Raw genomic sequence first — 25,165 nt, 5'->3', positions numbered from 1 at the left:
GTGCGGCGGCCTCAAGCCCTCGCCATACATGGGTAAGGGGTCATGGGGAGAATTCTCGCAATCCCACTCCAAAGTAGCGGGCGATCATCCATCCGAGGATACGCTGAGGCGGTCAAGCCATGTCAACCCTGGCGGATGGCGACCCCCGCTCCGGGGTACTATCCGGCCGTATCAGCTGACAGAGGAGCCGAGTTGACCTCTCCGAGTGAGCGAGGAGGGCACGGTGGAAAAGAACAGACCGTCTTCGTCCCCGGCGAATAAGCCCCCGGTCAGAAGGATCGACCAACGGCTGACCGAGCTCATCACCGCGCTCTATCCCGATGAGCGCAAGCGCCCTGGCTACGCCAAGCTGGCCAGGGAGATCGGCGAAACGACCGGCGGAGCGATCTCCGGCACCTATCTCTGGGAGCTGGCCACCGGACGAAAGCGCAATGTGACCCTGGAACAGCTCGATGTGCTGGCCCAGTTCTTCGACGTCCCCTCGGAGTACTTCCTCAACGACGATGTCGCGGAACGGGTGAACTCGCAGCTCAAGCTGCTGGGCGCGCTGCGCGACACCAGGGTGCGCAATCTCGCCCTGCGCGCCGAGGGGCTCTCGCCGCAGACTCTCGACGTCCTGCTGACCATGGTCGACGAAGCCCGGCGGCTCCACCACCTGCCCGCTCCAGCGGATGTCGACGACGGTGACACCAACAGGAGTGAAGAAAACCAGGGTTAGGGCTTCCCCGCCCTGACCGAGCGAACAGGGCGCCCCGTGCCCAGGGGCCGGAAATCTGTCGTGTTTCCGGCCCCGAAAGGTGTCCCGGATGCCGCGCCCACACGGTATTGCTGAGTCCATCGGCGCCGGTCACCATGATTGCGTGCGTCCGTGGCCGCCAACCGCCCACTTCACTCAGGGGATCGCGCATGCCGTTCAGGTACAGGCAGTTACGCCGTCGCTGTGAGGCGGTGCTGGAGGAGATCCGGATACCCCGGTCCTTATCGGCCGAAGGCTTCTGCGCGTATCTGGCCGAATTACGCGGACGGCCGCTGTACCTTCATCCCCTCCCGGACGGCCTGGCCGGCCCCCATGCGTACGGCCTGTGGCTGGGAACCGGCACCGACGACCATATCTTCGTCGCTTCCGGGACCAGCCGCCCGCACTGGGAACACATCCTGATGCACGAGATCGCGCACATGCTCTTCAACCACCATTCCCTGGACGGCACGGACGGCGACGCACTGCCCGCCGGACTGTTCGCCGACATCGGCCCGAGAACGGTCCAGCGATATCTGTCCCGGGCCGTCTACAACACCCGCCAGGAACAGGAGGCCGAACTCCTGGCCAGCCTGCTGCGCACGGCCGGTCATCGGGGCGCCGAGGAGCCGCCCGCCACCCCCCTCGGCGGGCTGGAGGTCGCCTTCGGATTCGAACCCTCCTGTGGGCGCTGACCCCGCTCTCTCATCCCGCTCTTATCCCGCTCTCAAGAGCCTCTTGACCACTTCGGCGGTCTGATACGCTTTTCGATCCATTGCTGGGGAATTCGATAAGCCTTGATCTGCCGGGAGTTCGGTGTGGCCGACGAAAGAATCGGAAACTTAGAAAAGAAATCCCCTGCCGGGGTGTGGAGAAACCACAACTTCCTGCTGCTGTGGACCGGGCAGTCCCTCTCCAGGATCGGGACGCAGATCACCCAGCTGGCACTCCCGCTGACCGCCGCGATCCTGCTGCACGGAAGCCCTCTGCAGGTCAGTGCGATGACGGCGATCGAATTCCTGCCGGCGATGCTGTTCGGCCCCATCGCCGGAGTGTGGGTGGACCGGCTGGACCGGCGGCAGATTCTGATCTGGACCGACATCGGCCGCTTCGTGTCGCTCGGATCCATTCCGGCGTGCTATCTGCTCGGCATACTGAACTTCCCTATTCTCTACACCGCGACATTCTTCACCGGGCTGCTGTCGATTATCTATGACTCGGCCTATCAGGTGCTGCTCCCGGATCTGGTGGACGGCAGGCAACTTCTCGACGCGAACAGCAAGTTGCAGATGTCGCAGTCGATCGCCCGCGGTTCGGGGCCGGCCATGGGCGGCACGATGGTGCAGTGGCTGTCGGCGCCGGTCGCGGTGGCCGTCGACGCGGTCTCCTACCTCGTCTCCGCCGTGTGCGCGGTGCTCATCAAGGTGCCGCGCAAGCGTCCCGAACCGGTACGCCGGGCCTTCCTGGGCGAGATCGTCGAGGGCGTCCGGGCCATCGTGAAACACCCCGTGCGCTGGCGGCTGTCGGCGGCCGAAGCCACCGACAACTTCTTCGGCTCCGGCGTCATCGCGCTGTACGCCGTCTACGCCACCCAGGACCTCGGCCTGTCGGCCTTCCTCACCGGTCTGGTGTTCGCCGTCGGGCCGCTCGGGGCGATCGCCGCGTCGATGGTGCTGGGCCGGGTGGGCGGGCAGGACCGCCCCAAGGAGACCGTGATCATCGGAGTGCTGATCCGCGCCGTCGGCTTCGTTCTGGCGCCGATCGCCACCGGCAGCACGGCACTTGTCGTCACGCTGCTGTGCGTCGGACAGATCCTGGCGCAGGCCGGTCTGACGACACTGGCGCCCGCGTCGGTGACCTGGCGCCAGGTGATCACACCGAACCACCTCCTCGGCCGGGTGCTCGCCTCCGGGATGACGATTCAGTACGGCACGATTCCCGTCGGCGCCCTCTTCGCCGGCTGGCTGGGCGAAGTCTTCGGTATCCGCACGGCCTTGGCCGTGTCGGCGCTCGGCGTGTTCTGCACCCTGCTGTGGCTGGTGGGCACCCACAACCCCGCCCCGGAGACCGACCCGGACACCGGGACCACCTCCGGCACACCCGCGACCCCCACGACGACAACCGATGAACACCGCATGCCGTAGGAGCCGCAGACTCACTGCAACCGCGCCCAAAAGAATCGCCAAGTCCCGGAAAACGTAGGGCAGTTGGGGAAGTGAATCAAGATCTGGACCTATCGCCCCGCGTCGCGTATCTCTTACCGGGCAGCGTTCCCCACTGCGGTGAAGCGGCCGACGTACGCCGCCACGGCAAACCTGTACCGACCGAGGATCTGATGATGCGCAGTCCGGACGCACGACATCCGTGCCCGTCCTTACGCCCCGCCCCCACAGCACCCGACCCCGGGGTGCGGTGATGGCACGTGGCAGACGGGGCGGTTCCGGAGGCGAGGAATTCCGGCCGGCCTTCCATCCGGCAGGCTTCGACCACGAACTCCGTGCCGTCGTGGAGGACTTACGGGTCGGCCGCTGGATGACCACCCGCGATCTGCTGGCCCGCACCGGCGCCCACTGGGCGCTGCGCACCTCCCGCTCCCAGGTGCTGTCCGCGGTGGCCGCCGGGTCCCACACCGTGGAGGCCTGGCTCACGGAGGAGCCGCACAGCGCCGACGCCCGGATGATGCGAGCCCGGGTCGCGGTGGCACGAGCGACCCAGGCGCACGGCCAACAACACCCCAGAACCGGCGAGTTGACCACCGAGGCCCGGCAGGCCGGCCGGCTCGCGGCCCACGCGGCGCCGGACGACCCGGTGCCATGGATCTGCCTCCTCGGCCTCGCCCGGCTCGACGTACGACGGGAACTCCCCGAGCACCGGGAGCGCCCCTGGGAACTGATGCTGCCGGCCGGACCCTGGGGCCTGCTGTACGAGGTGTATGTACGCGACCGCTTCAACCGCGAGGCGTACCACCGCATGCTCCAGTACTTCCACTCCCTCTCCGGCGTCTCGCCCGCCGCCGCCATCGACTTCGCCCGCTGGGTCGTCTCCTGGGCCCCGGAACAGTCGCCGCTGCGCGTCCTCCCGCTCTACGCCTGCGCCGAGCACTACCACCGCCGTCGCCGGCAGGGCTCCGACGATCCGCTGCTGTACCGCCAATGGGCCCGCGATCCGATCGTCCAGGACATCGACCGGGCGCTGAGCTGGTTCCACCACACCCCACCCGGCAGCCGCTCGGTACTGGACCTCAACCACCTCGCCCACGCCCTGTGGGCGGGCCGGCGGTACGCCCAGTCGGCCCCGGTGTTCGCCGCCCTCGGCCCGTACGCCACCCGGTTCCCCTGGGCGTACATGGCCGACGACCCCAGCGCCCCGGACGCGGCCGAGACCGTCTTCCTGAAGGCCAGAAGAACTGCCCAAGTCCCCTGAGAGCCAAAGGACTTGACCCCGCCTCGCCCTCCCTCCTCCCACCTCCTCCCATCCCCCACCTGCCTACGGAGGTTTCCCGGTGTCCCGAGCGACACGATCCGGCCGCGCGGCCCAACAGGCCAACGGCCCCACATCCGACGATGAGTTCCTGCGCGAACTCGGCTACAAACCGGTGCTCACCCGCCGCATGGGCCCGTTCGGCAACTTCGCCATCAGCTTCAGCGTCATCTCCGTGCTGTCCGGCTGTATGACCCTCTACGGTTTCGGCCTGACCACCGGCGGCCCCGCCGTCATGATGTGGGGCTGGGTCGCGGTCGGCTTCATGGTGATGTTCGTCGGCGCCGGACTCGCCGAGGTGACCAGCGCCTATCCGACCTCGGGCGCCCTCTACTACATGGCCGACCAGCTCGGCGGCCGCCGCTGGGGCTGGTACACCGGCTGGCTCAACCTGCTGGGCCTGCTCGGCGCCATCGCCGGAATCGACTACGGCGCGGCGCTGTGCACCGGGGCCTTCCTCTACCTCCAGTGGGACTCCTTCTACCCCACACCAGGCACGATCATGATCATCTATTTGTGCATCCTGTGCGTGCACGGGGCGCTGAACCTCTTCGGCGTCCGCCTGGTGAGCATCCTGAACTCCATCAGCGTGTGGTGGCACCTCGGCGGGGTGGTCGTCATCACCGGAGTGCTGTGGCTCGTCCCCGCCCGCCACCAGTCCGCGTCCTTCGTCTTCGGCGAGTTCGTCAACGACACCGGGTGGTCCAACTCCCTCTACGTGGTGCTGATCGGGCTGCTGCTCGCGCAGTACACGTTCTCCGGCTACGACGCCTCCGCGCACCTCTCCGAGGAGACCACCCGGGCCCAGACCAGCGCCGCGCGCGCCATCGTGCGCGCCATCGGCTGGTCCTGGGTAGCCGGCTTCGTCCTGCTCTGCGGCCTCACCTTCGCCATCCAGAACTACGCCGGCACCCAGGATTCCTGGACCGGGGTGGCACCCGCGCAGATCTTCCTCGACGCGCTGGGCGTCGGCGGTGCCAAGGCCCTGCTGCTGATCGTCATCGTCGCCCAGCTGTTCTGCGGCAACGCCGAGGTCGCCGCCGCCTCGCGGATGGTGTTCGCGTTCAGCCGGGACGGCGCGCTGCCCGGCTCGCGGCTGTGGCGCCGGGTCTCCGGCCGCACCGGCACACCCACCCGTGCCGTCCTCCTCTCGGTGGCGGTGGCCGCCCTGCTCGCCGTCCCCGCCCTCTACTCCTCGACCGCGTACGCCGCCGTCACCTCCATCAACGTCATCGGCATCACCCCCGCCTACGCCATCCCCATCTACCTGCGGCTGCGCCGCGGCCGCGGCTTCAAGCCGGGCCCCTGGAACCTCGGCCGCTGGGGCGTCCCGGTCGGCTGGATCGCGGTCGTCTGGGTCACCTTCGTCACCCTGCTGTTCTGCCTGCCGCAGACCTATCCGATCTCCCTGAAGACCTTCAACTACGCGCCCGTCGCGCTTCTCGTGGTCCTCGCACTGGCCGCCATCTGGTGGGTGGTCGCCGGGCGACGCGCCTACGAGATCCCCGCGCACGGCGGCAGCGACCGCGAGATGGCCAGGCTCGACCAGGAGATCGTCTGATGACGGCGGCACCCGGCCTGCTGAGCCTCGACGAACTGCGGGCCGAGATCGCGGCCGGCCGCATCGACACCGTGCGCGCCGCGGTCACCGACGCCCAGGGCCGCCTCAAGGGCAAGCTCTACGACGCCGGTCACTTCCTCGACCAGATCGCCGGCAGCGGCGCCGAGATGTGCGCCTACGTCCTGGCGACCGACGTCGAGATGCGCCCGCTGGACGGCTTCGCGCTCAGCTCCTGGTCGACCGGCTACCAGGATCTGCGCGTCCGCCCGGACCTGGGCACCCTGCGACGGCTGCCCTGGCTGCCGGGCACCGCACTCGTACACGCCGACGCGGTGGACCACGAGGACCGCCCGGTCACGGTCGCGCCCCGGCAGCTGCTGCGCCGCACCCTGGACCGGCTGGCCGGGCTCGGGCTGGCCGTCAAGGCGGGCCTGGAGACCGAGTTCGTGGTCTACCACGGCAGTTACGAGGAGGCCGCCGCGGCCGGACACCAGGGGCTGCGCCCGCTCACCCGGGACAACCTCGACTACGCGCTGGACCACCACCCGGCCCAGGACGCCTACCTGCGGGACCTGGCCAGGGCGCTGGCCGGTGCGGGCCTGCCGGTGGAGGCCGTCAAGACCGAATCCGCGCCCGGCCAGGTGGAGGTCACCTTCCCGTACGGGGACGCACTGGCGGCCTGCGACGCACACCTCCTCTTCAAGCACGCGGCGCGCACCGTCGGCGCCCGCGCCGGGCTGGCCCCGACGTTCATGGCCGCCCCCGAGACCGGTCTGGCCAACGGTCTGCATCTGCATATCTCGCTGTGGCGCGACGGCCGGCCGGTCCTCGCGCAGCCCCGGAGCGGGCTCCGAGGCAGTGAGCAACGCCCGTCCGAACTCGCCCGCCACGCGATCGCCGGACTGCTGTCGGGCCTGCCGTCGCTCGCTCCGCTCTACGCGCCGACCCCCAACTCCTACAAGCGGTTCCTGCCCGACTCCTTCGCACCGACCGGCCTCGCCTGGGGCATCGACAACCGCACCTGCGCGGTACGGGTCGTCGGCCACGGCGACGGGCTGCACCTGGAGGTCCGGGTGCCGGGCGCCGACGCCAACCCGTATCTGGCCCTGGCCGCCGCGCTGGCCGCCGTCACCGACGGCATCGAGGCAAAGCGGGAGCCACCCGCCCCGCACACCGGCAACGCCTACCAGGCCCGAGATGTGCCCCGGCTCCCCGCCACCCTCGGCGAGGCGCTCGCCGAGTTCGGCCGCAGCGCGCTGGCGCAGGAGGCCTTCGGGCCCGAGGTGGTGGAGCACTACACCCACCTCGGCCGGATCGAGCGGGACGTACAGCGGCGCACGGTCACCGACGCCGAGCGGCAGCGGTGGTTCTCGCGGGCCTGACGAGACCCGGGCGGTCCGCCCTGCCCGCGGGACGGACCGCCGCCGCCCAAACCCATACCCGTCCGAAGGGTCGCTTCCGCCGCCCCCGGAGGAGCATCATCGGCGCGTGACCGATCAGCGCCCGATCCTCTTCCTCGACGTCGACGGACCTCTCAACCCATGGCGGGCCGCACCGCATCGACGGCCCGACGGCTACACCACGCTGCGCGCCCGCCCGACCGGCTGGGAGCGTCCGCGCCGGGCCCTACGGGTGTGGCTGAACCCCGACCACGGCCCGCTGCTGCTGGACCTGGGCTTCCGGCTGGTCTGGGCGACGACGTGGAAGGCGGAGGCGAACACCTGGATAGCCCCGGTGCTCGGCCTGCCCGAACTTCCCGCCGTGGACTGGCCGCAGATGCACCACCTGGACCCGGAGGGCGTCCACTGGAAGACCCGCCATCTCGTCGCCACCGCGGCGGGCCGCCCCTTCGCCTGGGTGGACGACGAGATCGGCCCCACGGACCGCGACTGGACAGCCCGCCACCACAAGGGCCACGCGCTCCTGCACCGCGTCGACCCGGCCAAGGGACTCCTCCCCGACGACTTCACCCTCCTACGGAACTGGGCATCGACCCAGGCGGAAAGCTAGCGCCGGCCAGTGGCTCACGGCCGGGCCCCTCACCCCACCAATTCCAGCACCGGCCGCAGACCGTCCGGACGCCGGTCCACCGGCAGATGGTCCACCGGCAGATAGGCGCAGCCCAGTGCCGTCGCGCCGCCGTCCGCCGTACGGTCGTCGCCGACCATCAGGACGTGGGACGGGTGCAGCCCCAACTCCCGGCAGGCGAGGGCGAAAAGCTTCGGGTCCGGCTTCTGGATGCCGTGTTCGTAGGACAGCACGCAGCTGTCCACGTAGCGGTCCAGGCCGTGGGCGCGCAGCACCGGCCGCAGATCCCAGCCGATGTTGCTCAGGACGCCGATCCGGATACCGCGCCGGTGCAGCTCCGCCAGTACGCCGGCGGTGTCCGGGTACGGGTGCCAGGCATCCGGCGTCATATGGCGTTCGTAGAGCGCGTCGTACAACTCCGGCCGGGGGAGCGGGACTTGGCGCGCCAGGCCGGTGTACACCTCGCGGTGGCGGGCGGCTTCGCGGTCCCGGATCTCCCACAGGTCCGCCAGCTCGGCGGGGATCTCGGCGGGTGACGAGCCGCCGGGCAGCGCGCCGGCCCGTTCCAGTTCGCCCGCCAGCCGGACGATCTCGGCCTCGGCCATGGTCGTGCCGGACGCGGTGAGGACCGCGCGCAGCCAGGTCTCGGTCGGCTCGATGCGCAGCAGGGTCCCGGAGAAGTCGAAGAGCACACCCTTGATCGTGGTCATGCCCGCCATCCTGTCCCGTACGGGGCGTCGCTGTCTCGTGCGTGCCGGGCTCTGACCCAGTGGGCAGGCCTGCGGCCGATCCGGTCAGCGCCGCCCGGCCGGGTGCCGCCGCCCGAAGCCGCCGCCCCGCCGCCCGTACGCCGCGTACGCTCCCGCCGCCCCGGCCACCACCGCGCCGCCCAGCAGCCAGCCGCCGACGACATCCGACGGCCAGTGCACGCCCAGGTACACCCGCGTGAAGCCGACTCCGGCCGCCGAGACCGCGACCACCGCGCGGGCCGTCCACCGCCACACCCGGCCCGCCCCGTGCAGCCGCAGCAGCCACAGCAGCAGAGCGCCCGCGACCAGCACCGACATCGCGTGCCCCGACGGGAAGGCCGCGTACTGCGCGGTGGCCACCGGGTCCGGCCACACCGGGCGGTCCCTGCCGGCCGCCGCCTTCAACGCCTGTTGCAGCGCCGTACCCGCGAGCGCGGTGGCCGCCACCCATAAGCCGAGCAGCCGCTGCCCGCGCCGGATGAGCCGGCACACCACCGCCGCGAGCAGCACACGCATCGTCCACGGGTCCCATACCCAGTCGCTGAGCACCCGGTTGAGCCACGTCCAGCCGGGCGCCGCGACGGCGGTCCGGTGCAGCCCGTTGCTGATCGCCGTGTCCAGGGAGATCAGCGGGCCCCAGCGGGTGACGACGAGGGTGAGCAGGACCGAGGCGAGGGCCACGGCCAGGGCGGCGTTACGGCCATGACCGGGGCGCGCCGGGGCCATGGCCGTCGTCCTACGCGAGCGCGCTGAGGCCCGGCACGAACGTCACCAGGAGTGGCACCGCAGGGAGCAGCGTCGCGTAGGCCGTCATCCGCAGCCGGCGGCCCGTGGTGAAGCGGGGCGCGGGTGCCAGCAGGCGGTCCACCCGGTGGGGGACTTCGGCGAGTTGGGTGGGGCAGGGCCCGAACACCCCGCGGTCCTCGTTGAGTTCGACGAGGGCCAGAGCGATCGTCAGTCGCCCGAACCGGCGTGAGGCCACGTCATCGGCGGCCAGCTCGACCAGCCGGTGCACCTGGTCGCGGAACGCGGCGAAGACCGGGATCTGCGGGAAGCCGACGGCCAGCGCCGACGCGCAGTACAGCAGGAGGTCGTGCCGGGCGCGGGCATGGCCCTGCTCATGGGCGATCAGCGCATCGAGCTGACGGCCTTTCAGGCGCCGCAACGCCGCGGTGGTGATGACCAGTTGGGGCGAAGCGCTGTGCAGCCACCAGGTCTCGGGACGGTCGTCCTCCAGCAGCACCAGCCGCTCCGCGGAGGGCTCCTCGCCGGGCAGTTGCGGGGAACGCAGCAGGAGATCGGCGCGCCGCTGCCGCCGCCGGGCGCGGGCGGCCCGCACCTCACGGGTCAGTACGACGGCGGTCCACGCGCCGCCGCCGGCCAGCAGCAGCGCCAGCGCACCGGCCCACGGCCCATACGCCTGGAGCGCATACGCGTCGACGACGACCGGCGGAGCGAACCCGAACACCGGGCCGCGGATGGTCTCCCAGGCGGCGGCCGCACTCAACGACATCGCGAGCCCACAGCACAACAGCACACCGGCGACCACGCACTGCCACACCCACAGCGCGAGCACCGGCTCGCGATCGGGCCAGTCGGAACGGGCCATCAGCCGCGGCGCCGTCGCCGCGGCCAACACGCCGAGAATCATCAGCGCGACGGGGACCATCATGCCGTCAGCCTATGAGCGCCCGACTACCGGTGGGTACGGCCGGACGCGTGAAGTGACGTACGACACCCTCGTCACAGGTGTGAACCGCCGGCCGGGGTGCGGGCGTCGGGAGAGTCATTGCCGCAGCTCAGAGAGCCAGCAGCATCGCGAACATCCCGATGCCCATCGCCAGTCGGCACGCGCCCAGCACTTCCGGCCGCGGCACTGCGGCGATCCCGCCCGTCGCCACGGCCGTCGGCGTGCAGGCCGCGCCCGCCGGTCCGGCCGCTCCCGCCGGCGCCAGCCGGATGCCCGCGGTGATCACGAACAGGCTGTAGTAGCCGAGCAACAGACCGGTCAGCAGCGGCACGCCACCGGGCGCCGAATGCCCGGTGTGCGCGACGTGTCCGGCGAGTCCCGCGGGAGTCTCCGGAGCGGCCGTCATCGCCAGTGCCATATAGACCATCGCGCCCGAACTCACCACGTGGTGCGGATGACGGAGCGCCAGCGCCCGCAGGCCGGCAGCCCCGAAGACGCCGGCGAACAGCCACGGCGACCACGAGGGCGGCGCCACCGCGGACGCGGGCAGCGCCATCACCGCCATGCCCAGCCCCATCAGCGCCTCACCGCGCGCCTCCACCCGCTGTGCGGCGGTGCCGGTACCCGCCCGCGACAGGCAGTACCCGCCCGCCGCCGCCCCCAACAGCACCAGCAGCCAGCCGACCCACGGCGGTCCGTGCACGGAGCACCTCCCCACGCGCTCGCCGCACGGCCGCGGGCACGCCACAGCCGTACGGGACCCCGATCCCGTACGACGGCACGCTGCCCGGCTGCGGCCGGGCACACGGGAGCGCATCGGCGCAACGGGGGAGCGCACGCCGGGAACGGGTGTACGGGCCGGCCTCCTGCCGGGCCACGTCCCGACGAGCCACGTCCCGCCGGGCCGCCGTCAGGGCCGGAAGCGCAGCGGATGGTCGGCGGGAACCTCGGTCACCGCGATCCGGTGGCCGTCCGGGTCGGCGATCCACATCTCGATCAGCCCCCACGGCTCCCGCACCGGCGGCCGCAGCACCTCCACGCCCCGGGCCACCAGCTCCTCGTGCGCCGCCGCCGCGTCCGCCACCTGGAGCCACAGCTGGAGCGTGCGGCCCGACGGCTCCGTGGAGCGCCCGGAGACCTCCAGGAACCCGCCGCCGAGGAAGTAGACGGTGCCGCGCTCGGGCCCCGTACCGAACTCCCGGTAGATCTCCAGCCCCAGCGCCTCGCCGTAGAAGGTGCGCGACCGGTCGGGATCGGCCGGCCGCACCAGGACCCTGCTGCTCAGTACCTGCACCATGCTGCGGACCCTACGCCGACGTGCCGCCCGGACCCGGCGAGCCGCGCGCCGTGTCCTGCGCGCCGTGTCAGAGAGGAGAAGACCGGTGGCCGGACAGCCCGACATCGGGGGCAGGCGTCTTGTTAGCCTCCACTCCAGGCATATTCCCGCCATTACGCCCAGGGGTCGCAGGGCCCTGCCCGCGTCCGGCCGCCCCGAGAGGACCCCGCGCACCATGCCCACCAGCGAGCTGACCTTCCGCAATGCCACCGACGCCGACATCCCCGGGCTGGTGGAGCTCATCGAGTCGGCGTACCGCGGGGACAGCAGCCGGGCCGGCTGGACGACGGAGGCGGACCTGCTGGAGGGCCAGCGCACCGACCCGGACGGCGTTGCCGCCGTGCTGGGCAAGGAGACCGGCCTGCTGCTGATCGCCGAGCGCGACGGCGAGCTGATCGCCTGCTGCCAGCTCGAACACCGCGGTGACCACGCCTACTTCGGGATGTTCGCGGTCCGCCCGACGCTCCAGGGCGGCGGCCTGGGCAAGATGATCATCGCCGAGGCGGAGCGGACCGCGCTGGCCACCTGGGGAGTCCGCGAGATGCGGATGACCGTCATCCAGCAGCGCGAGGAACTGATCGCCTGGTACGAGCGCCGCGGCTACCGGCGCACCGGCGAGCTCAGCCCGTTCCCGTACGGGGACGAGCGGTTCGGCATCCCGCAGCGCGCCGACCTGGCCTTCGAGCTGCTGGTCAAACCGCTCGGCTGAGCCGCACCCCGCTGCGCCCGTGCCGCCCGCGTCACGCCGTGAAGCGCACCGCCCGCCGGATCTCGGGCAGGTCGGTCACCGCGCCGTCCAGGCCCAGCCCGCGTACCAGCCGCAGATGATCGTGGGTGTTGACTGTCCAGCCCAGCACCTTCAGATGCGCCGCGTGCGCGCGCTCTACCAGTTCGAGGGTGAGCCTGCGGATGTTCAGGGAGAGCATGGAGGCGCCCACGGCCTGCGCCCGGTCGACGACGTCGGAGCCGTAGCGGCTGCCGACCAGGGCGGTGCGCACTCCGGGCAGCAGGGTGCGGATCGCGGCCAGCGCCTCGTCGTGGAAGGAGATCACCTCGACCCGGCCGGTCAGATCGCGCGCCCGCATCACCTCCGCCAGCGCCTGCGCGGCCGCCACATCCTTGATCTCCGCCTGCAGCGGCGCCCGGACCGCCTCGACGACCTCTTCGAAGACGGGAATCCGCTCGCCCCGCCCGGCGTCCAGCTCACGCAGCTCGGCGAGGGTGCGCTCGGCGATCGGTCCGGTGCCGTCGGTCGTCCGGTCCACGTCCGCGTCATGCATCACCACGAGCGCGCCGTCCTTGCTCAGATGCAGATCCAGTTCGATCACATCGAGGCCCTCGCGTTCGGCGCGTACGAAGGAGCGCAGGGTGTTCTCCGGCTCCACGCCCATGACCCCGCGGTGTCCGATGGTGAGAAAGGACAAGGCTGCCTCGCTTCTGTCGGCTCGGGTGAAACTGTCGACTGGCGTCTTTACGTCACATGGCTGCACGAAACGGCGCACAGCCTAACGGCCCGGATCCCGGCGAACCGGTCATCGGACGCGACCGCGGTGTGTCCAGTACGGGTACCCGCCACCTTCCCCGATCAGGCCGGCTCACCCGTGCGTGGGCGCGTCCTCCCCGCGCTGACGGCGCCGGCGTGCGGCCGGCTGTAAACCACCATTTGGGTGATGGGGGAATATTTCCGGCCCGGTGGGGAGTGGCGGGTGTCGCGGGACGGCGTCGCGGGCTCGCGTCTGCCCCCGGATCCCGGCCGACTCGCCTCCCGCAAGTGCGATCCGCATATGCCAGGCAAATGCGATTTGCCGGCCCCGTGACCGAGGGTCACCGCCCCGGAAGTTTTCCGGCTTCCACACGCTGTCCCAAGTTCTGGAAGAAGCGCGGGAACCCTTGGCAGCACTGGCAGTTCCTGTCGCGTCTGCGCTCAGCGACAGGAAAAAGGGGCGTGATCAGGGGGTATACGCAGAATTATTTTCACCGGGCCCCCTTGAGCGGGCGATCCTCGGGTGGTTACCGTGTCCTGACAACACGATCTACCGCCGGAGGGCAGTCATGACGGAAATTCTTTCGCCTGTGGGTGTCCAGGGAGGCACCACGACCGCAGAGCGTGTCGTAGAACATCCGGCGTGGCCCGTGCTCAAGGACGCCGTCGAGGCCATCCGTCCCTGGCAGTCCAATGACGGATCGATCGACCTGGCGGCCGAGGGTGCGCCGACGGCCGACGCCGTCCGCCGCGTGGTCGAGCGCGTGATAGCGGCCGTCGAGGAGCTCTCCCCGCTCCTGCCGCACGACGCCGCCTACCACCAGGCCCTCGCCGCCGACCTCCGCCGCTGGGCCGACGACGGCTTCGGCGTACCGGACTTCCTGGACTCGCTGCTCGCCTTCCAGCCCGCCCGGCAGCGCGCCGACGGCCTCCAGCACCTCGTCCTCTTCCCGATGTACACCCAGAACGGCAACCCGGACCGCAACTTCGAGGCCGTCGTCCTGCGCATGGTCTGGCCCGACTGGCTCGCCGAACTGGAGCGCACCCGCTACGACAACCCGCTCTTCTGCGGCATCACCTTCGAGGACTTCACGGCCGGTTACGACACCAACTCGGCGGTGCTCTTCCCGGAGACCATCGCCGTCCGCGAGGCCCCCGAGCGGTTCAGCTGGGGCGGCATCTTCTGCGACCGCGAGGCCGCCCGCTTCCGCCGGGTCAGCGAGGCCGCCATCGAGACGCTCGGCGTCCAACTCCCCGACGACATCCGCGAGATGCTCGCCGACCAGGACCGCTGCCAGCAGGCGTTCGTGCTGTGGGACATGGTGCACGACCGCACCCACAGCCATGGCGACCTGCCGTTCGACCCGTTCATGATCAAGCAGCGCCAGCCGTTCTGGATGTACGGCCTGGAGGAGCTGCGCTGCGACCTCACCGCCTTCAAGGAGGCGGTCAAGCTGGAGGCCGAGGGCTACCCCCAGGGACGTGACGTGCAGTTCGCGGTGATCTTCGACCGGATGTTCCGGTTCCCCGTCACCGGCGACCGGGTGCGCAATTATGACGGCCTCGGCGGACAACTGCTCTTCGCGTACCTGCACAAGCACGACGTCGTACGCTGGACGGACAACACACTGCACATCGACTGGGAGCGGGCGCCCAAGGTCACCAACCAGCTGTGCGGCGAGATCGAAAAGCTCTACCGCGACGGCATCGACCGGCCCAAGCTGGTCCACTGGTTCGCCGCGTACGACCTCGTCTCGACCTACCTCGCTCCGCACCCGGGTTCGGTCTGGGCCAAGGGTCCCGACGCCCTCGACCTGGACCAGCCGCCGCGCAAGCTCGTCGACGACGTGCTTCCGGACGAGTTCCCCCTGAGCATGTTCTACGAGGCGCTCCGCAAGAAGCTGCGTACGGTGATCGCCTCCACCAAGGGCATCACGGCCGACAGCGACACCTTGGCGGCGGCGTGAAGACCCGCCGGAACAGCCGGCACATGGCCGTCCAGAAGCAGGATGAGGAGGCGACGAAGATGGTTACTTCGACGGGCGGCCAGGGGCCGCTGGAGGGCGCCGTCATCGCGGTGGCCGGAGCGGCGGGCCCGGCCGGCCGCGCCACGCTGCTGCGCCTCGCCGAGGCCGGCGCCGTCGTGGTCGGCTCCGACTCCAACCCCGAACGGCTCGCGGAGGCGGTGGACGCGGCCCGCTACGCCCATGGCGGTGCCACGGTGATAGGGGAGACGGTCGACCTCCTCGACCTGGACCAGGCCCGCGAGTGGGCGGCCCGTACGGAGAAGGAATTCGGCCGGGTCGACGGCCTGGTGCACCTCGTGGGCGGCTGGCGCGGCTCGGCGACCTTCGGGGAGACCGACCTCTCCGACTGGGACGTGCTGCACAAACTGCTGATCCGCACCGCCCAGCACACCTCCCTCGCCTTCCACGAACCCCTCCAGCGCAGCGGCAACGGCCGCTATCTGCTGATCAGCGCGGCCGGCGCGAGCAAGCCCACCGCGGGCAACGCCGCCTACGCCGCCTCCAAGGCCGCCGCCGAGGCATGGACGCTGGCGCTGGCGGACGCGTTCCGCAAGGAGGGGGGCGAGCAGGGCCCGAACGCCGCGGCTGCCATCCTGATCGTGAAGGCGCTCGTCAACGACCAGATGCGCGCCGAGCGACCGAACGCCAAGTTCGCGGGCTTCACGGACGTCACGGAGCTGGCCGAGGCCATCGCCGGCGTCTGGAGCAGGTCCGCCCAGGAAGTGAATGGAAAGCGTCTGTGGCTGACCCCCGAGCCGTGATCGGAGAGAAAACCGACGCCCGGCAGCACCACGACACCCAGGTACGCGGTTTCGCCAGCGACAACTACGCGGGCGCCCACCCGGAGATCCTCGCCGCGATGGCCCTCGCCAACGGCGGCCACCAGGTCGCCTACGGCGAGGACGACTACACCGCGCACCTCCAGCGTGTCATCCGCAGCCACTTCGGCCAGAGCGCCGAGGCGTTCCCGGTTTTCAACGGCACCGGCGCCAACGTCGTCGCGCTCCAAGCGGTCACCGACCGCTGGGGCGCGGTGATCGCCGCCGACACCGCGCACATCCATGTCGACGAGTGCGGCGCACCCGAGCGGGTCGGCGGGCTCAAGCTGCTCACCGTGCCCACGGAGGACGGCAAGCTCACCCCCGAGCTGATCGACCGCCAGGCGTACGGCTGGGACGACGAGCACCGCGCCATGCCGCAGGTCGTCTCGATCGCCCAGAGCACCGAGCTCGGCACCGTCTACACGCCCGACGAAGTCCGCGCCATCTGCGAACACGCCCATGAGCGCGGCATGCTGGTGCATCTCGACGGCGCCCGGATAGCCAACGCCGCGGCCTCGCTCGACGTCCCGATGCGCGCCTTCACCAACGCCGTCGGCGTCGACATCCTCTCCTACGGCGGCACCAAGAACGGTGCGGTCTTCGGCGAGGCCGTGGTCGTCATCAACCCCGACGCGGTCCGTGCGATGAAGCACCTGCGCAAGCTGTCCATGCAGCTCGCGTCCAAGATGCGCTTCGTCTCCGTCCAGCTGGAAGCCCTGCTGGCCAAGGACCTGTGGCTGCGCAACGCCCGGCACGCCAACACCATGGCCCAGCGCCTGGCAGCCGGCGTGGCCAACATCGACGGCGTCGAGATCCTCTACCCCGTCCAGTCGAACGCGGTCTTCGCCCGCCTCCCGCACGACGTCAGCGAACGCCTCCAGAAGCGCTACCGCTTCTACTTCTGGGACGAGCAGGCCGGCGACGTCCGCTGGATGTGCTCGTTCGACACGGCGGAGGAGGACGTGGACGGGTTCCTCGAGGCGCTGCGGGAGGAGATGGGCCGCTAGAGCCTGTCGGAGGTGGGAGCCTCCCCTCACGAACTGCATAGCTATGCGCTCGACCGAAAAGTCATTGACCTTCGGTCGGGCGCATGGCTACGCTCCATGGTCATGGACCTGATCCAGAACTCCCCGGAAATATCCGCCTACTTGGCGGCGAGCGAAGTCATCGACCACGGCCATCCGCTCGTCCAGGCCACCGCCGCGACACTGCGCGCCGACGCCCCCGATGCATACGCATACGCCAAGGCCGCCTTCGAGTTCGTCCGCGACACCATCCCGCACAGTGCCGACAGTGGCGACATGAGGGTGACCTGGCGCGCCTCCGACGTCCTGGAGAAGCGCACCGGCATCTGCTACGCCAAAGCGCATGCCCTGGTCGCCCTGCTGCGGACGGAGGGCATCCCCGCCGCGCTCTGCTACCAGAAGCTCGACACGGTCCACGGCCTGATCGCCGTCAAGCTCCCGGGCGAGGACCGCTGGGCCCGGCAGGATCCGCGGGGCAACAAGCCCGGTGTCGACGCGCAGTTCCGGTTGGATCGCGAGCAGCTCGCCTTCCTCGCCCAACCCGAGTCCAATGAACTGGACTACCCGGTACTATTTGCTGAACCGCACCCCGTCGTGCTCCAATCCCTCCAGCAGGCCGTCGACCGGCCTCACCTCTGGCAGACGCTCCCCACCGAACTCTGAGGAACGGCACCCATGACCCGCCCCCTGCATGTCTCCGACGAGGTACGCGCCCTCGCCCCCGGCTTCGGTCATCTCGCCGTCGAGGCGCACGGACTCACCAACGGGCCCAGCGACGACGCGAGTTCGGCGCTGCTGGACGAGGCCGCCCGACGCCTGGCCGAGCGGCTCGGCGGGCGGGCTCCGCAGGACGACCCGCACATCGCCGCCTGGCGGGCCGCGTACACCGCCTTCGGCAGCAAGCCCTCGCGCACCCGCAACTCCGCCGAGGCGCTGGCCAGGCGCGCCCTCGCGGACGGCGGACTGCCGCGGATCAACCGGCTCGTCGACGTCTACAACGCCATCAGCGTCGCCCACCTCATCCCCGTCGGCGGCGAGGACCTGGACCGTATCCAGGGCGGTATGCGGCTCGTACGGGCCACCGGCGCGGAGCCGTTCGTGACCGCGGCGGCCGGTGCGGAGACCATCGAGCACCCGGACGCCGGCGAGGTCGTGTGGTGCGACGACGAGGGCGTCACCTGCCGCCGCTGGAACTGGCGCCAGGGCGTCCGCACCCGCCTCACCGAGGACTCCGTGAGCGCGCTCTTCCTGCTGGAGCGGATGGCGCCGATGCCCCTCGACGAGCTGACGGCGGCGGGCGCCGAGCTCGCCGAGGCGCTGCACAAAGCCTGCCCTGAGGCCCGAATCGAGATCGGTGAGGTGTGGGGAGACCGGTAGGCCCTACGCCGGCGCTCCGGGAGCCGCGGGGGCCGTGCCGCCGAGGTGCGCCGGCATCCACCAGGTGTCGTCGGGACCCTTGGGGCGTACCGGGTACGCGCGCTGGGCCGCCTCCAGGAGGTCCTGCACCCGGGCCCGCAGCCGGTCGGTGATCTTCTCGGCCTGCTCGGCCGGGTCGGCCTCCAGCGGCTCGCCCACCCGGATCGTGATCGGGAAGTGGTTGCGGCCCAGATCCCGCTTGTGGCCCTTGGTCCACAGTCGCTGGGTGCCCCACAGCGCCACCGGCAGCAGCGGCACCCCGGCCTCCTGCGCCAGCCGCGCCGCACCCGACTTGAAGTTCTTCAGGGTGAAGGACTCGGAGATCGTCGCCTCGGGGAACACCCCGATGATCTCGCCCGAACGCAGCGCGGACAGTGCGTGCTTGTAGGCGTGCATCCCCTGCGCCCGGTCCACCGGAATGTGCTTCATCGCGCGCATCAGCGGCCCCGACACCTTGTGCCGGAACACCGATTCCTTCGCCATGAATCGCACCAGCCGCTTGGCCGGGCGTGCCGCCAGACCGGCGAAGACGAAGTCCAGATAGCCGATGTGATTGCTCACCAGAACCGCACCGCCACGGCGCGGAATGTGGTCCGTCCCTGCTATGTCGAACTTCAGGTCAAGCGCCTTGAAAACGGTGCGGGCGGCACCGATCACCGGCGGATAGACGAGCTCTGCCATGTTCGGGGGACCCCTTCTCTTTGCCTGGGGAGGGTTCTCCCGGCGGAAACCTACGCAGCCGTAAGTGTGCGGCTCCGGGAGATCGTGCCCGATCACGGCCCCGGCGGCTACCGCGTAGGCCGCCCGGACCGGGAGATTCTCGTCACGTGGGGCTCACCCGAGGCTTACCCGGTGCTCACCTCGTCCGGCGCCTCATCCGGTCGCCCTCCGCAGCAGAAGGTACACCTCGCACCCGAGGCAGTAGCCGAACGCGGCATTGAGGAAGGTCGCCGCGAGCGCGCAGCCGGTGGCCGCGAGCCCCAGCCATTCCGGCCCGGCGAAATAGCCGACCAGCCCGATCGCCACGAAGACCAGCCCGACACCCTGCGCGAAACGCGGCGGCGCGGCGTCCTCGAATTCGCGCGGCGCCGCCAGCCGCGGACGCACCGCCACCTTGAACAGCCAGGCGTACGGCGACCGCTGGACGCCGGCTGCCACCCCGATGGCGAAGACCAGCGCCTGGAACGCCAGCACCCACCCGCTGCCACTGATCAGCGCGGCGGCCAGCACCACGCTCGTCAGCGCCGCCGCGAACCTCGGACCCCGGACATCGACCCTGTTGTCACTCATGCCCCCACCCTCCCGTATAACGGACCCGATCCGGCCCGGGGAATGTTTGCGATCCCGTGAACGCTGTACCCGGAGATGACTGGACTCATGGTGTGTATCGGGGTGCTGTTGGCGGCGACTGCCTTCGGCCTGCTGTACAAACGCCGCAATGGGAGGGTGACGGTGCGAGGGCGGGACGGCGGACAGCGGCTGGGTGCCGCCGAGATCGGCGCGGAGCTGGGGGAGCGGGCCACCCTGCTGCAGTTCTCCAGCGCCTTCTGCCAGCCCTGCCGGGCCACCCGGCGCACCCTCGCCGACGTCGCGGAGATGGTGGAGGGGGTGGCGCATGTCGAGATTGACGCCGAGGCCCATCTGGAGCTCGTACGGAGCCTCAACATCCTCCGTACGCCCACCGTGCTGGTGCTCGACGCGGACGGCGCGATCGTCCGCCGCGCCTCCGGCCAGCCGCGCAAGGCGGACATCATCGCCGCCCTGGGCACCGCTGTCCCCGATTGATCCGCTGGCCGTGGACCTTCCAGCCGTGATTGATCTCCCAGATGACCGACGCCACTTGACGCTGTGGGTCACGCATCGTCACGCTGACGTGATGCGGCCTGGAACCCTTCTGTACGGACGCGCGCACGTCGACCTTCTGCGGACCGCCAGCGCACGCTGTCCAAGCGTGTGAGCAGCGACGACATTTGTGCCGCCGACAGTCGCACGGCCGTCGGCGGCCCCGCTCGGTCTCGTACACCACACCAGAAGGACAACTCCATGACGGCCTCGCCCGGCCTCGGCACGCCCCGCACCGCCAACCCCGACCTGCTGCGCTCCGTCTTCCGCCAGCACGCCGCCGGCGTCGCGGTGATCACCGCGCACGGCTCGCGGCCCGTCGGCTTCACCGCCACCTCGCTCACCTCCGTCGCCGCCGAGCCGCCGCTGCTCTCGTTCGGTATCGGCACCGGCTCCTCCAGCTGGCCGGCCGTCGCCGAGGCCGAGCACATAGGCGTCCACATACTCGGCGAGCACCAGCGGGAGCTGGCCGCCACCTTCGCGCGCAGCGGCGCGGACCGCTTCGGCCAGGGCACCTCCTGGCGTACCGGCCCCGAGGGCGTGCCCCTCCTGGACGGCGTACTGGCCTGGCTGGTGTGCAGGGTCGTGGCGCGGGTGCCGGCCGGCGACCATCGGATCGTGCTCGCCCAGCCCGTCGTCGGCGACCCCGCGGGACCGGGCCGGCCGCTGCTCTATCACCAAGGACGCTTCAACGCGCTGCGGGACTGACGGGTTCCCGTACGGCTGCGCCGTTGCGCCGTCGGGGCCGTTGGCAAGGTCACATTTCGACAGCCTTGCTTCGGGGCACCAGACTGGATGTACTGGTGGGTAACATGAGCGTCGGCGCGGGGACCCGCAACCGACCGGAAGCCGCCCCAACAGGCGCCTATGCTGCCAGCACAAGGCAGTTCTGAAGAGACGAAGCAGGTAGGAGAGCCGGCGTGAGCTTGAGGATCGTTGTCTGTGTGAAGTACGTGCCCGACGCCACCGGCGACCGGCACTTCGCCGAGGACCTGACCGTCGACCGCGATGACGTGGACGGCCTCCTCTCGGAGCTCGACGAGTACGCCGTCGAGCAGGCCCTGCAGATCAAGGAAGCGGCCGACGACGCGGAGATCACGGTCCTCACCGTTGGCCCCGAGGACGCCAGCGACGCGCTCCGCAAGGCGCTGTCGATGGGCGCCGACAAGGCTGTCCACGTCGACGACGACGACCTGCACGGCACCGACGCGCTGGGCACCTCGCTCGTGCTCGCCAAGGCCATCGAGCACACCGGCTACGACCTGGTCGTCTGCGGTATGGCCTCCACCGACGGCACCATGGGCGTGCTGCCCGCGCTGCTCGCCGAGCGCCTGGGCGTACCGCAGGTGACCCAGCTCTCCGAGGTCTCCGTCGAGGGCGGCACCGTCAAGGGCCGTCGTGACGGCGACACCGCGACCGAGCAGCTGGAGGCCTCGCTGCCGGCCGTCGTGTCCGTCACCGACCAGTCCGGCGAGGCGCGTTACCCCTCCTTCAAGGGCATCATGGCCGCGAAGAAGAAGCCGGTGGAGGAGCTGGACCTGGACGACCTGGAGATCGACGCGGACGAGGTCGGTCTCGAGGGTGCCTGGACCAAGGTCGACGAAGCGGCCGAGCGCCCGGCTCGCACCGCGGGCACGATCGTCAAGGACGAGGGCGAGGGCGGCAAGCAGCTCGCCGAGTTCCTCGCGGGCCAGAAGTTCATCTGATCCGGCGTCACGTCCGCTCAACCGCCCTCATTCTTCCCGCAGGAGAGTCACCCCATGGCTGAAATCCTTGTCTACGTCGACCACGTGGACGGCGCCGTACGCAAGCCCACCCTCGAACTGCTCACCCTCGCCCGCCGCATCGGCGAGCCGGTGGCCGTGCACCTCGGTGCCGGCGCCGACACCGCCGCCCCGGTGCTCGCCGAGCACGGCGCGGTCAAGGTCCTGACCGCCGACGCGCCCGAGTTCGCCGAGTACCTCGTCGCCCCCAAGGTCGACGCGCTCCAGGCGGCCTACGACGCGGTCTCCCCGGCCGCCGTCCTGGTGCCGTCCTCCGCGGAGGGCAAGGAGATCGCGGCCCGCCTCGCGGTCCGCATCGGCTCCGGCATCATCACCGACGCCGTCGACCTGGAGGCCGGCGACGAGGGCCCGGTGGCGACGCAGTCCGTCTTCGCGGCGTCCTTCACCACCAAGTCCCGTGTCTCCAAGGGCACCCCGGTCATCACCGTCAAGCCCAACTCCGCCGCTCCGGAGGCCGCGCCGGCCGCCGGCACGGTCGAGCAGCTCGCGGTGACCGTCGCCGACTCCTCCAAGGGCACCAAGATCGTCTCGCGCACCCCGCGCGAGTCGACGGGCCGCCCGGAGCTGACCGAGGCCGCGATCGTGGTCTCCGGTGGCCGCGGCGTCAACGGCGCCGAGAACTTCCCGGTCATCGAGGCGCTCGCCGACTCGCTCGGCGCGGCCGTCGGCGCCTCGCGTGCCGCGGTGGACGCCGGCTGGTACCCGCACACCAACCAGGTCGGCCAGACCGGTAAGTCGGTCTCGCCGCAGCTGTACATCGCGGCGGGCATCTCCGGCGCGATCCAGCACCGCGCCGGTATGCAGACCTCGAAGACCATCGTCGCCATCAACAAGGACTCCGAGGCGCCGATCTTCGACCTGGTCGACTACGGCGTGGTCGGCGACCTGTTCGACGTCGTCCCGGCGCTCACCGAAGAGGTCAAGGCCCGCAAGGGCTGAGGCGGACGGGTCGGCGGGCGCCTGAGCCCATAGGCCCGCAACGGCTTGAGGCCCCGTACGCATCCGGTGCGTACGGGGCCTCGTGCTGTGTGCTGACGGGCGCGCCGTCAGTCGCCCGTCGCGCCGTCGATCCGCTCGCGCAGCAGATCGGCGTGGCCGTTGTGGCGCGCGTACTCCTCGATCATGTGGACGTAGATCCAGCGCAGGTTGAGCGTCTTCCCGCTGCGCTCGTGGTGGAAGGTCTCGTCCAGCCCGCGGCCCTTGGCCGCCGCGTCGGCCGCCTCGACCTCGGAGCGGAACGTCGCGAAGTCGTCCGGTGCCCCGGCCGCCTCGGCGTCGTCGAAGTCGGCGTCGATGTTCCGCTCGAGGTCGTAGAGGTCCTCGAGCGTTTCCCCGGCGAAGCGCTCGCGGAACCAGCTGCGCTCGACCAGCGCGATATGGCGTACCAGCCCGAGCAGGGTGAGGGTGGAGGGCGGGGCGCTCGCCTCCAGGAGCTGCTCGGCGGTGAGCCCGGCGCACTTGGCGAGGAGGGTCTCGCGGTGCCAGTCGAGCCAGCCCTGGAGCATCTCGCGCTCACCGGCGGCGACCGGGAGTTCCCGGCGGGCTATCTGGGGTGCTGTCCATGTCATGTCGGAGAGTCTGGCGGGGGCGGCGGCGACGCGCCACGGAGTTATCGGCCCGCGGGCGGGGCGCCGTGATCTGCGCCGCCTCGGGGGAGAGGGTGTTGACCTCGGTACCCGCCACGGATAACTTCGCTATACGGATTGTTGATTCCGTTAGACGGAATTACGCCGGTCAATGCAGGGGAAAAGCGCCCGATCGCCGGGCGTCAGCACCGGGAGGGTGTCGAATGGGGCAGCAGGAGACCGTGGCGACGAGCCTGGCGCACACCGTACGCGAGGGCATCGGAGCCGCTCTCGCCGAGGTGGACGCCGATCTGGCACGGCGCTACCCCGGCGACCCCGGCACCCGCCAGCCGGTCCACACGGTCTACGTCCCCGGCGACGTCTTCGCCGCCGACACCATCCGCTCCTGGGGCGACCAGGCCCTCGCCGCCCTCGACGAACACGCCCCCGACGCCGGCGCGCTCGCCACCGTCCTCGGCATCCCCGACGAGCTCGCCGGACCGGTCCACGACCGGGTCCGCGCCAAGCTGGAGCGCGAGCCGATCGAAGACCTGCGCATCGACTTCGAGGACGGCTACGGCCCCCGCGCGGACGCCGAGGAGGACGAGGCCGCCGCCCGCGCCGCCGCACTGGTCGCCGCCGCCTACCGTGGGGGCACCTCCCGGCCGGAGGCTGGGGGAGGCACCGCGGCCCCCTATATGGGCATCCGTATGAAGTGCATGGAGGCCGCCGTCCGCGACCGCGGCATCCGCACCCTCGACATCTTCCTCACCGGCCTCATGGAAGCCGGCGGCCTGCCCGACGGGCTCGTCCTGACCCTCCCCAAGGTCACCTACGCCGAGCAGGTCACCGCGATGGTCCGGCTGCTGGAGGCGTTCGAGAAGGCCCGCGGCCTGGAGAGCGGCCGGATCGGCTTCGAGATCCAGATCGAGACCACCCAGTCGATCCTGGGCGCCGACGGCCGGGCCACCGTCGCCCGCATGATCGAGGCCGCCGAGGGCCGCGCCACGTCCCTGCACTACGGCACCTTCGACTACAGCGCCTCCTGCGGCGTCAGCGCCGCCCACCAGTCCCTCGACCACCCCGTGGCCGACCACGCCAAGGCCGTGATGCAGGTGGCCGCCGCGGGCACCGGAGTCCGCCTCTCCGACGGCTCGACCAACGTCCTCCCCGTAGGGGCCACGACCCAGGTCCACGACGCCTGGCGGCTGCACCACGGTCTCGTCCGCCGCTCGCTGGCCCGCGCCTACTACCAGGGCTGGGACATGCACCCCGGCCACCTCCCGACCCGCTACGCCGCCGTCTACGCCTTCTACCGCGAGGGCCTGGAGCAGGCCGCGGCCCGGCTCGCCGCCTACGTCGCCAAGGCCGGCGGCGCCGTCATGGACGAGCCCGCCACCGCCAAGGCCCTCAGCGGCTACCTGCTGCGCGGCCTGGACTGCGGCGCCGTCGACACCGCCGAGGTCGCCCGTCTCACCGGCCTGACCCGCGCCGACCTCGACGCACTGGCCGGCCGCCCGGCGAAGACGGCCTGACGCGGAACCGCCCGCCGGGGGCCTCGCGGACACCGGTTTCCGCCCCGTGTGCGGCGTGCCCTCGGCGCGCCGTGCGCGGGGCGCAGG

27 protein-coding genes are annotated in these 25,165 nt (G+C 70.9%); 18 read left to right on the top strand and 9 right to left on the bottom strand.

Annotated elements, in window-relative coordinates; translation table 11 throughout:
• Positions 1-223: 223 nt before the first annotated feature.
• The 7 genes from FCH28_RS31460 (at position 224) to FCH28_RS31430 (ending at position 7,787) form a co-directional block, all read left to right on the top strand.
• A complete protein-coding gene (locus FCH28_RS31460; protein WP_222852469.1) occupies positions 224-718 on the top strand; it encodes a hypothetical protein in 495 nt (164 codons plus the stop codon).
• A 188-nt stretch (positions 719-906) separates the two neighbouring features.
• On the top strand, positions 907-1,431 hold the full coding sequence (locus tag FCH28_RS31455; RefSeq protein WP_136743581.1) for a hypothetical protein: 525 nt from the start codon (positions 907-909) through the stop codon (positions 1,429-1,431).
• Between the two features lie 171 nt (positions 1,432-1,602).
• Positions 1,603-2,880 (top strand): MFS transporter, encoded by a 1,278-nt coding sequence (locus FCH28_RS31450; RefSeq protein ID WP_169314300.1) that lies wholly within the window; start codon positions 1,603-1,605, stop codon positions 2,878-2,880.
• Between the two features lie 271 nt (positions 2,881-3,151).
• Entirely contained in the window at positions 3,152-4,159 is a 1,008-nt protein-coding gene (locus FCH28_RS31445; RefSeq protein WP_136743579.1) for a hypothetical protein, read from the top strand.
• Positions 4,160-4,238: 79 nt separating this feature from the next.
• Positions 4,239-5,777, top strand: a complete 1,539-nt coding sequence (locus tag FCH28_RS31440) for an amino acid permease (RefSeq protein ID WP_246103410.1) — start codon at positions 4,239-4,241, stop codon at positions 5,775-5,777.
• Positions 5,777-7,159, top strand: a complete 1,383-nt coding sequence (locus tag FCH28_RS31435) for a glutamine synthetase family protein (RefSeq protein ID WP_136743578.1) — start codon at positions 5,777-5,779, stop codon at positions 7,157-7,159. Before FCH28_RS31440 ends, FCH28_RS31435 begins: the two co-directional genes overlap by 1 nt.
• Positions 7,160-7,265: 106 nt before the next feature.
• Entirely contained in the window at positions 7,266-7,787 is a 522-nt protein-coding gene (locus FCH28_RS31430) for an HAD domain-containing protein (protein ID WP_136743577.1), read from the top strand.
• 29 nt (positions 7,788-7,816) lie between these two features.
• On the opposite strand, the gene FCH28_RS31425 is transcribed toward FCH28_RS31430, so the two are convergent.
• The 5 genes from FCH28_RS31425 to FCH28_RS31405 all read right to left on the bottom strand — a co-directional run bounded on the left by FCH28_RS31425 (position 7,817) and on the right by FCH28_RS31405 (position 11,541).
• Positions 7,817-8,515, bottom strand: a complete 699-nt coding sequence (locus tag FCH28_RS31425; RefSeq protein WP_136743576.1) for an HAD family hydrolase — start codon at positions 8,513-8,515, stop codon at positions 7,817-7,819.
• A gap of 84 nt (positions 8,516-8,599) precedes the next feature.
• A complete protein-coding gene (locus FCH28_RS31420; RefSeq protein ID WP_136743575.1) occupies positions 8,600-9,280 on the bottom strand; it encodes a phosphatase PAP2 family protein in 681 nt (226 codons plus the stop codon).
• A 10-nt stretch (positions 9,281-9,290) separates the two neighbouring features.
• On the bottom strand, positions 9,291-10,226 hold the full coding sequence (locus FCH28_RS31415) for a M56 family metallopeptidase (protein ID WP_136743574.1): 936 nt from the start codon (positions 10,224-10,226) through the stop codon (positions 9,291-9,293).
• A gap of 127 nt (positions 10,227-10,353) precedes the next feature.
• Positions 10,354-10,947, bottom strand: a complete 594-nt coding sequence (locus FCH28_RS31410) for a DUF5134 domain-containing protein (protein WP_136743573.1) — start codon at positions 10,945-10,947, stop codon at positions 10,354-10,356.
• A 207-nt stretch (positions 10,948-11,154) separates the two neighbouring features.
• Positions 11,155-11,541, bottom strand: coding sequence for a VOC family protein (locus tag FCH28_RS31405; protein ID WP_136743572.1), 387 nt, complete (start codon positions 11,539-11,541; stop codon positions 11,155-11,157).
• Positions 11,542-11,755: 214 nt separating this feature from the next.
• Between FCH28_RS31405 and FCH28_RS31400 the strand changes: the two genes are divergently transcribed.
• Positions 11,756-12,289, top strand: coding sequence for a GNAT family N-acetyltransferase (locus FCH28_RS31400; protein ID WP_136743571.1), 534 nt, complete (start codon positions 11,756-11,758; stop codon positions 12,287-12,289).
• A 31-nt stretch (positions 12,290-12,320) separates the two neighbouring features.
• Here the strand turns inward: FCH28_RS31400 and FCH28_RS31395 are convergent, their stop codons facing one another.
• Positions 12,321-13,004 carry a glycerophosphodiester phosphodiesterase gene (locus FCH28_RS31395; protein WP_136743570.1) on the bottom strand — a complete coding sequence of 228 codons (684 nt, stop codon included), beginning with the start codon at positions 13,002-13,004 and terminating at the stop codon, positions 12,321-12,323.
• A 628-nt stretch (positions 13,005-13,632) separates the two neighbouring features.
• On the opposite strand from FCH28_RS31395, the gene FCH28_RS31390 reads away from it, so the two are divergent.
• The 5 genes from FCH28_RS31390 (at position 13,633) to FCH28_RS31370 (ending at position 18,313) form a co-directional block, all read left to right on the top strand.
• Entirely contained in the window at positions 13,633-15,030 is a 1,398-nt protein-coding gene (locus FCH28_RS31390; protein ID WP_136743569.1) for a DUF6421 family protein, read from the top strand.
• A 23-nt stretch (positions 15,031-15,053) separates the two neighbouring features.
• Positions 15,054-15,851 (top strand): SDR family NAD(P)-dependent oxidoreductase, encoded by a 798-nt coding sequence (locus FCH28_RS31385; RefSeq protein WP_425472042.1) that lies wholly within the window; start codon positions 15,054-15,056, stop codon positions 15,849-15,851.
• Entirely contained in the window at positions 15,830-16,918 is a 1,089-nt protein-coding gene (locus FCH28_RS31380; protein ID WP_136743567.1) for a threonine aldolase family protein, read from the top strand. Before FCH28_RS31385 ends, FCH28_RS31380 begins: the two co-directional genes overlap by 22 nt.
• A gap of 102 nt (positions 16,919-17,020) precedes the next feature.
• Complete coding sequence (locus FCH28_RS31375) at positions 17,021-17,599, top strand: transglutaminase-like domain-containing protein (RefSeq protein ID WP_136743566.1); 579 nt, start codon at positions 17,021-17,023, stop codon at positions 17,597-17,599.
• 12 nt (positions 17,600-17,611) lie between these two features.
• Entirely contained in the window at positions 17,612-18,313 is a 702-nt protein-coding gene (locus FCH28_RS31370; RefSeq protein WP_136743565.1) for a B3/B4 domain-containing protein, read from the top strand.
• A gap of 3 nt (positions 18,314-18,316) precedes the next feature.
• On the opposite strand, the gene FCH28_RS31365 is transcribed toward FCH28_RS31370, so the two are convergent.
• On the bottom strand, positions 18,317-19,033 hold the full coding sequence (locus FCH28_RS31365; RefSeq protein WP_136743564.1) for a lysophospholipid acyltransferase family protein: 717 nt from the start codon (positions 19,031-19,033) through the stop codon (positions 18,317-18,319).
• A 192-nt stretch (positions 19,034-19,225) separates the two neighbouring features.
• Entirely contained in the window at positions 19,226-19,642 is a 417-nt protein-coding gene (locus FCH28_RS31360; RefSeq protein ID WP_136743563.1) for a DUF4395 domain-containing protein, read from the bottom strand.
• A gap of 75 nt (positions 19,643-19,717) precedes the next feature.
• On the opposite strand from FCH28_RS31360, the gene FCH28_RS31355 reads away from it, so the two are divergent.
• The 4 genes from FCH28_RS31355 (at position 19,718) to FCH28_RS31340 (ending at position 22,917) form a co-directional block, all read left to right on the top strand.
• Entirely contained in the window at positions 19,718-20,137 is a 420-nt protein-coding gene (locus FCH28_RS31355) for a thioredoxin family protein (protein WP_136743562.1), read from the top strand.
• Positions 20,138-20,395: 258 nt separating this feature from the next.
• Positions 20,396-20,902: a flavin reductase family protein gene (locus tag FCH28_RS31350; protein WP_136743561.1), complete on the top strand. Its 507-nt coding sequence runs from the start codon at positions 20,396-20,398 to the stop codon at positions 20,900-20,902.
• A 212-nt stretch (positions 20,903-21,114) separates the two neighbouring features.
• Positions 21,115-21,900: an electron transfer flavoprotein subunit beta/FixA family protein gene (locus tag FCH28_RS31345; protein WP_136743560.1), complete on the top strand. Its 786-nt coding sequence runs from the start codon at positions 21,115-21,117 to the stop codon at positions 21,898-21,900.
• Between the two features lie 54 nt (positions 21,901-21,954).
• Complete coding sequence (locus tag FCH28_RS31340) at positions 21,955-22,917, top strand: electron transfer flavoprotein subunit alpha/FixB family protein (protein WP_136743559.1); 963 nt, start codon at positions 21,955-21,957, stop codon at positions 22,915-22,917.
• A gap of 107 nt (positions 22,918-23,024) precedes the next feature.
• On the opposite strand, the gene FCH28_RS31335 is transcribed toward FCH28_RS31340, so the two are convergent.
• The gene (locus FCH28_RS31335; RefSeq protein ID WP_136743558.1) at positions 23,025-23,546 is read right to left on the bottom strand and encodes a DinB family protein; all 522 of its coding nucleotides are present in this window, start codon (positions 23,544-23,546) and stop codon (positions 23,025-23,027) included.
• A 221-nt stretch (positions 23,547-23,767) separates the two neighbouring features.
• Between FCH28_RS31335 and FCH28_RS31330 the strand changes: the two genes are divergently transcribed.
• Positions 23,768-25,078, top strand: coding sequence for a DUF6986 family protein (locus FCH28_RS31330; protein WP_136743557.1), 1,311 nt, complete (start codon positions 23,768-23,770; stop codon positions 25,076-25,078).
• The last annotated feature ends 87 nt before the right edge of the window (positions 25,079-25,165 follow it).

Source organism: Streptomyces piniterrae, assembly GCF_005048155.1.
Taxonomy (GTDB): domain Bacteria; phylum Actinomycetota; class Actinomycetes; order Streptomycetales; family Streptomycetaceae; genus Streptomyces; species Streptomyces piniterrae.
Note: the sequence above shows the minus strand (reverse complement) of the source record. Positions and strands in the feature narration are given on the sequence as shown.

Coding starts and splice junctions, on each gene's coding strand:
- FCH28_RS31335 (WP_136743558.1), bottom strand. CDS start 23,546: ATGACATGGACAGCACCCCAGATAGCCCGCCGGGAACTCCCGGTCGCC.
- FCH28_RS31350 (WP_136743561.1), top strand. CDS start 20,396: ATGACGGCCTCGCCCGGCCTCGGCACGCCCCGCACCGCCAACCCCGAC.
- FCH28_RS31435 (WP_136743578.1), top strand. CDS start 5,777: ATGACGGCGGCACCCGGCCTGCTGAGCCTCGACGAACTGCGGGCCGAG.
- FCH28_RS31400 (WP_136743571.1), top strand. CDS start 11,756: ATGCCCACCAGCGAGCTGACCTTCCGCAATGCCACCGACGCCGACATC.
- FCH28_RS31375 (WP_136743566.1), top strand. CDS start 17,021: ATGGACCTGATCCAGAACTCCCCGGAAATATCCGCCTACTTGGCGGCG.
- FCH28_RS31330 (WP_136743557.1), top strand. CDS start 23,768: ATGGGGCAGCAGGAGACCGTGGCGACGAGCCTGGCGCACACCGTACGC.
- FCH28_RS31385 (WP_425472042.1), top strand. CDS start 15,054: ATGGCCGTCCAGAAGCAGGATGAGGAGGCGACGAAGATGGTTACTTCG.
- FCH28_RS31420 (WP_136743575.1), bottom strand. CDS start 9,280: ATGGCCCCGGCGCGCCCCGGTCATGGCCGTAACGCCGCCCTGGCCGTG.
- FCH28_RS31355 (WP_136743562.1), top strand. CDS start 19,718: ATGACTGGACTCATGGTGTGTATCGGGGTGCTGTTGGCGGCGACTGCC.
- FCH28_RS31365 (WP_136743564.1), bottom strand. CDS start 19,033: ATGGCAGAGCTCGTCTATCCGCCGGTGATCGGTGCCGCCCGCACCGTT.
- FCH28_RS31415 (WP_136743574.1), bottom strand. CDS start 10,226: ATGATGGTCCCCGTCGCGCTGATGATTCTCGGCGTGTTGGCCGCGGCG.
- FCH28_RS31360 (WP_136743563.1), bottom strand. CDS start 19,642: ATGAGTGACAACAGGGTCGATGTCCGGGGTCCGAGGTTCGCGGCGGCG.
- FCH28_RS31405 (WP_136743572.1), bottom strand. CDS start 11,541: ATGGTGCAGGTACTGAGCAGCAGGGTCCTGGTGCGGCCGGCCGATCCC.
- FCH28_RS31455 (WP_136743581.1), top strand. CDS start 907: ATGCCGTTCAGGTACAGGCAGTTACGCCGTCGCTGTGAGGCGGTGCTG.
- FCH28_RS31370 (WP_136743565.1), top strand. CDS start 17,612: ATGACCCGCCCCCTGCATGTCTCCGACGAGGTACGCGCCCTCGCCCCC.
- FCH28_RS31445 (WP_136743579.1), top strand. CDS start 3,152: ATGGCACGTGGCAGACGGGGCGGTTCCGGAGGCGAGGAATTCCGGCCG.
- FCH28_RS31390 (WP_136743569.1), top strand. CDS start 13,633: ATGACGGAAATTCTTTCGCCTGTGGGTGTCCAGGGAGGCACCACGACC.
- FCH28_RS31425 (WP_136743576.1), bottom strand. CDS start 8,515: ATGACCACGATCAAGGGTGTGCTCTTCGACTTCTCCGGGACCCTGCTG.
- FCH28_RS31340 (WP_136743559.1), top strand. CDS start 21,955: ATGGCTGAAATCCTTGTCTACGTCGACCACGTGGACGGCGCCGTACGC.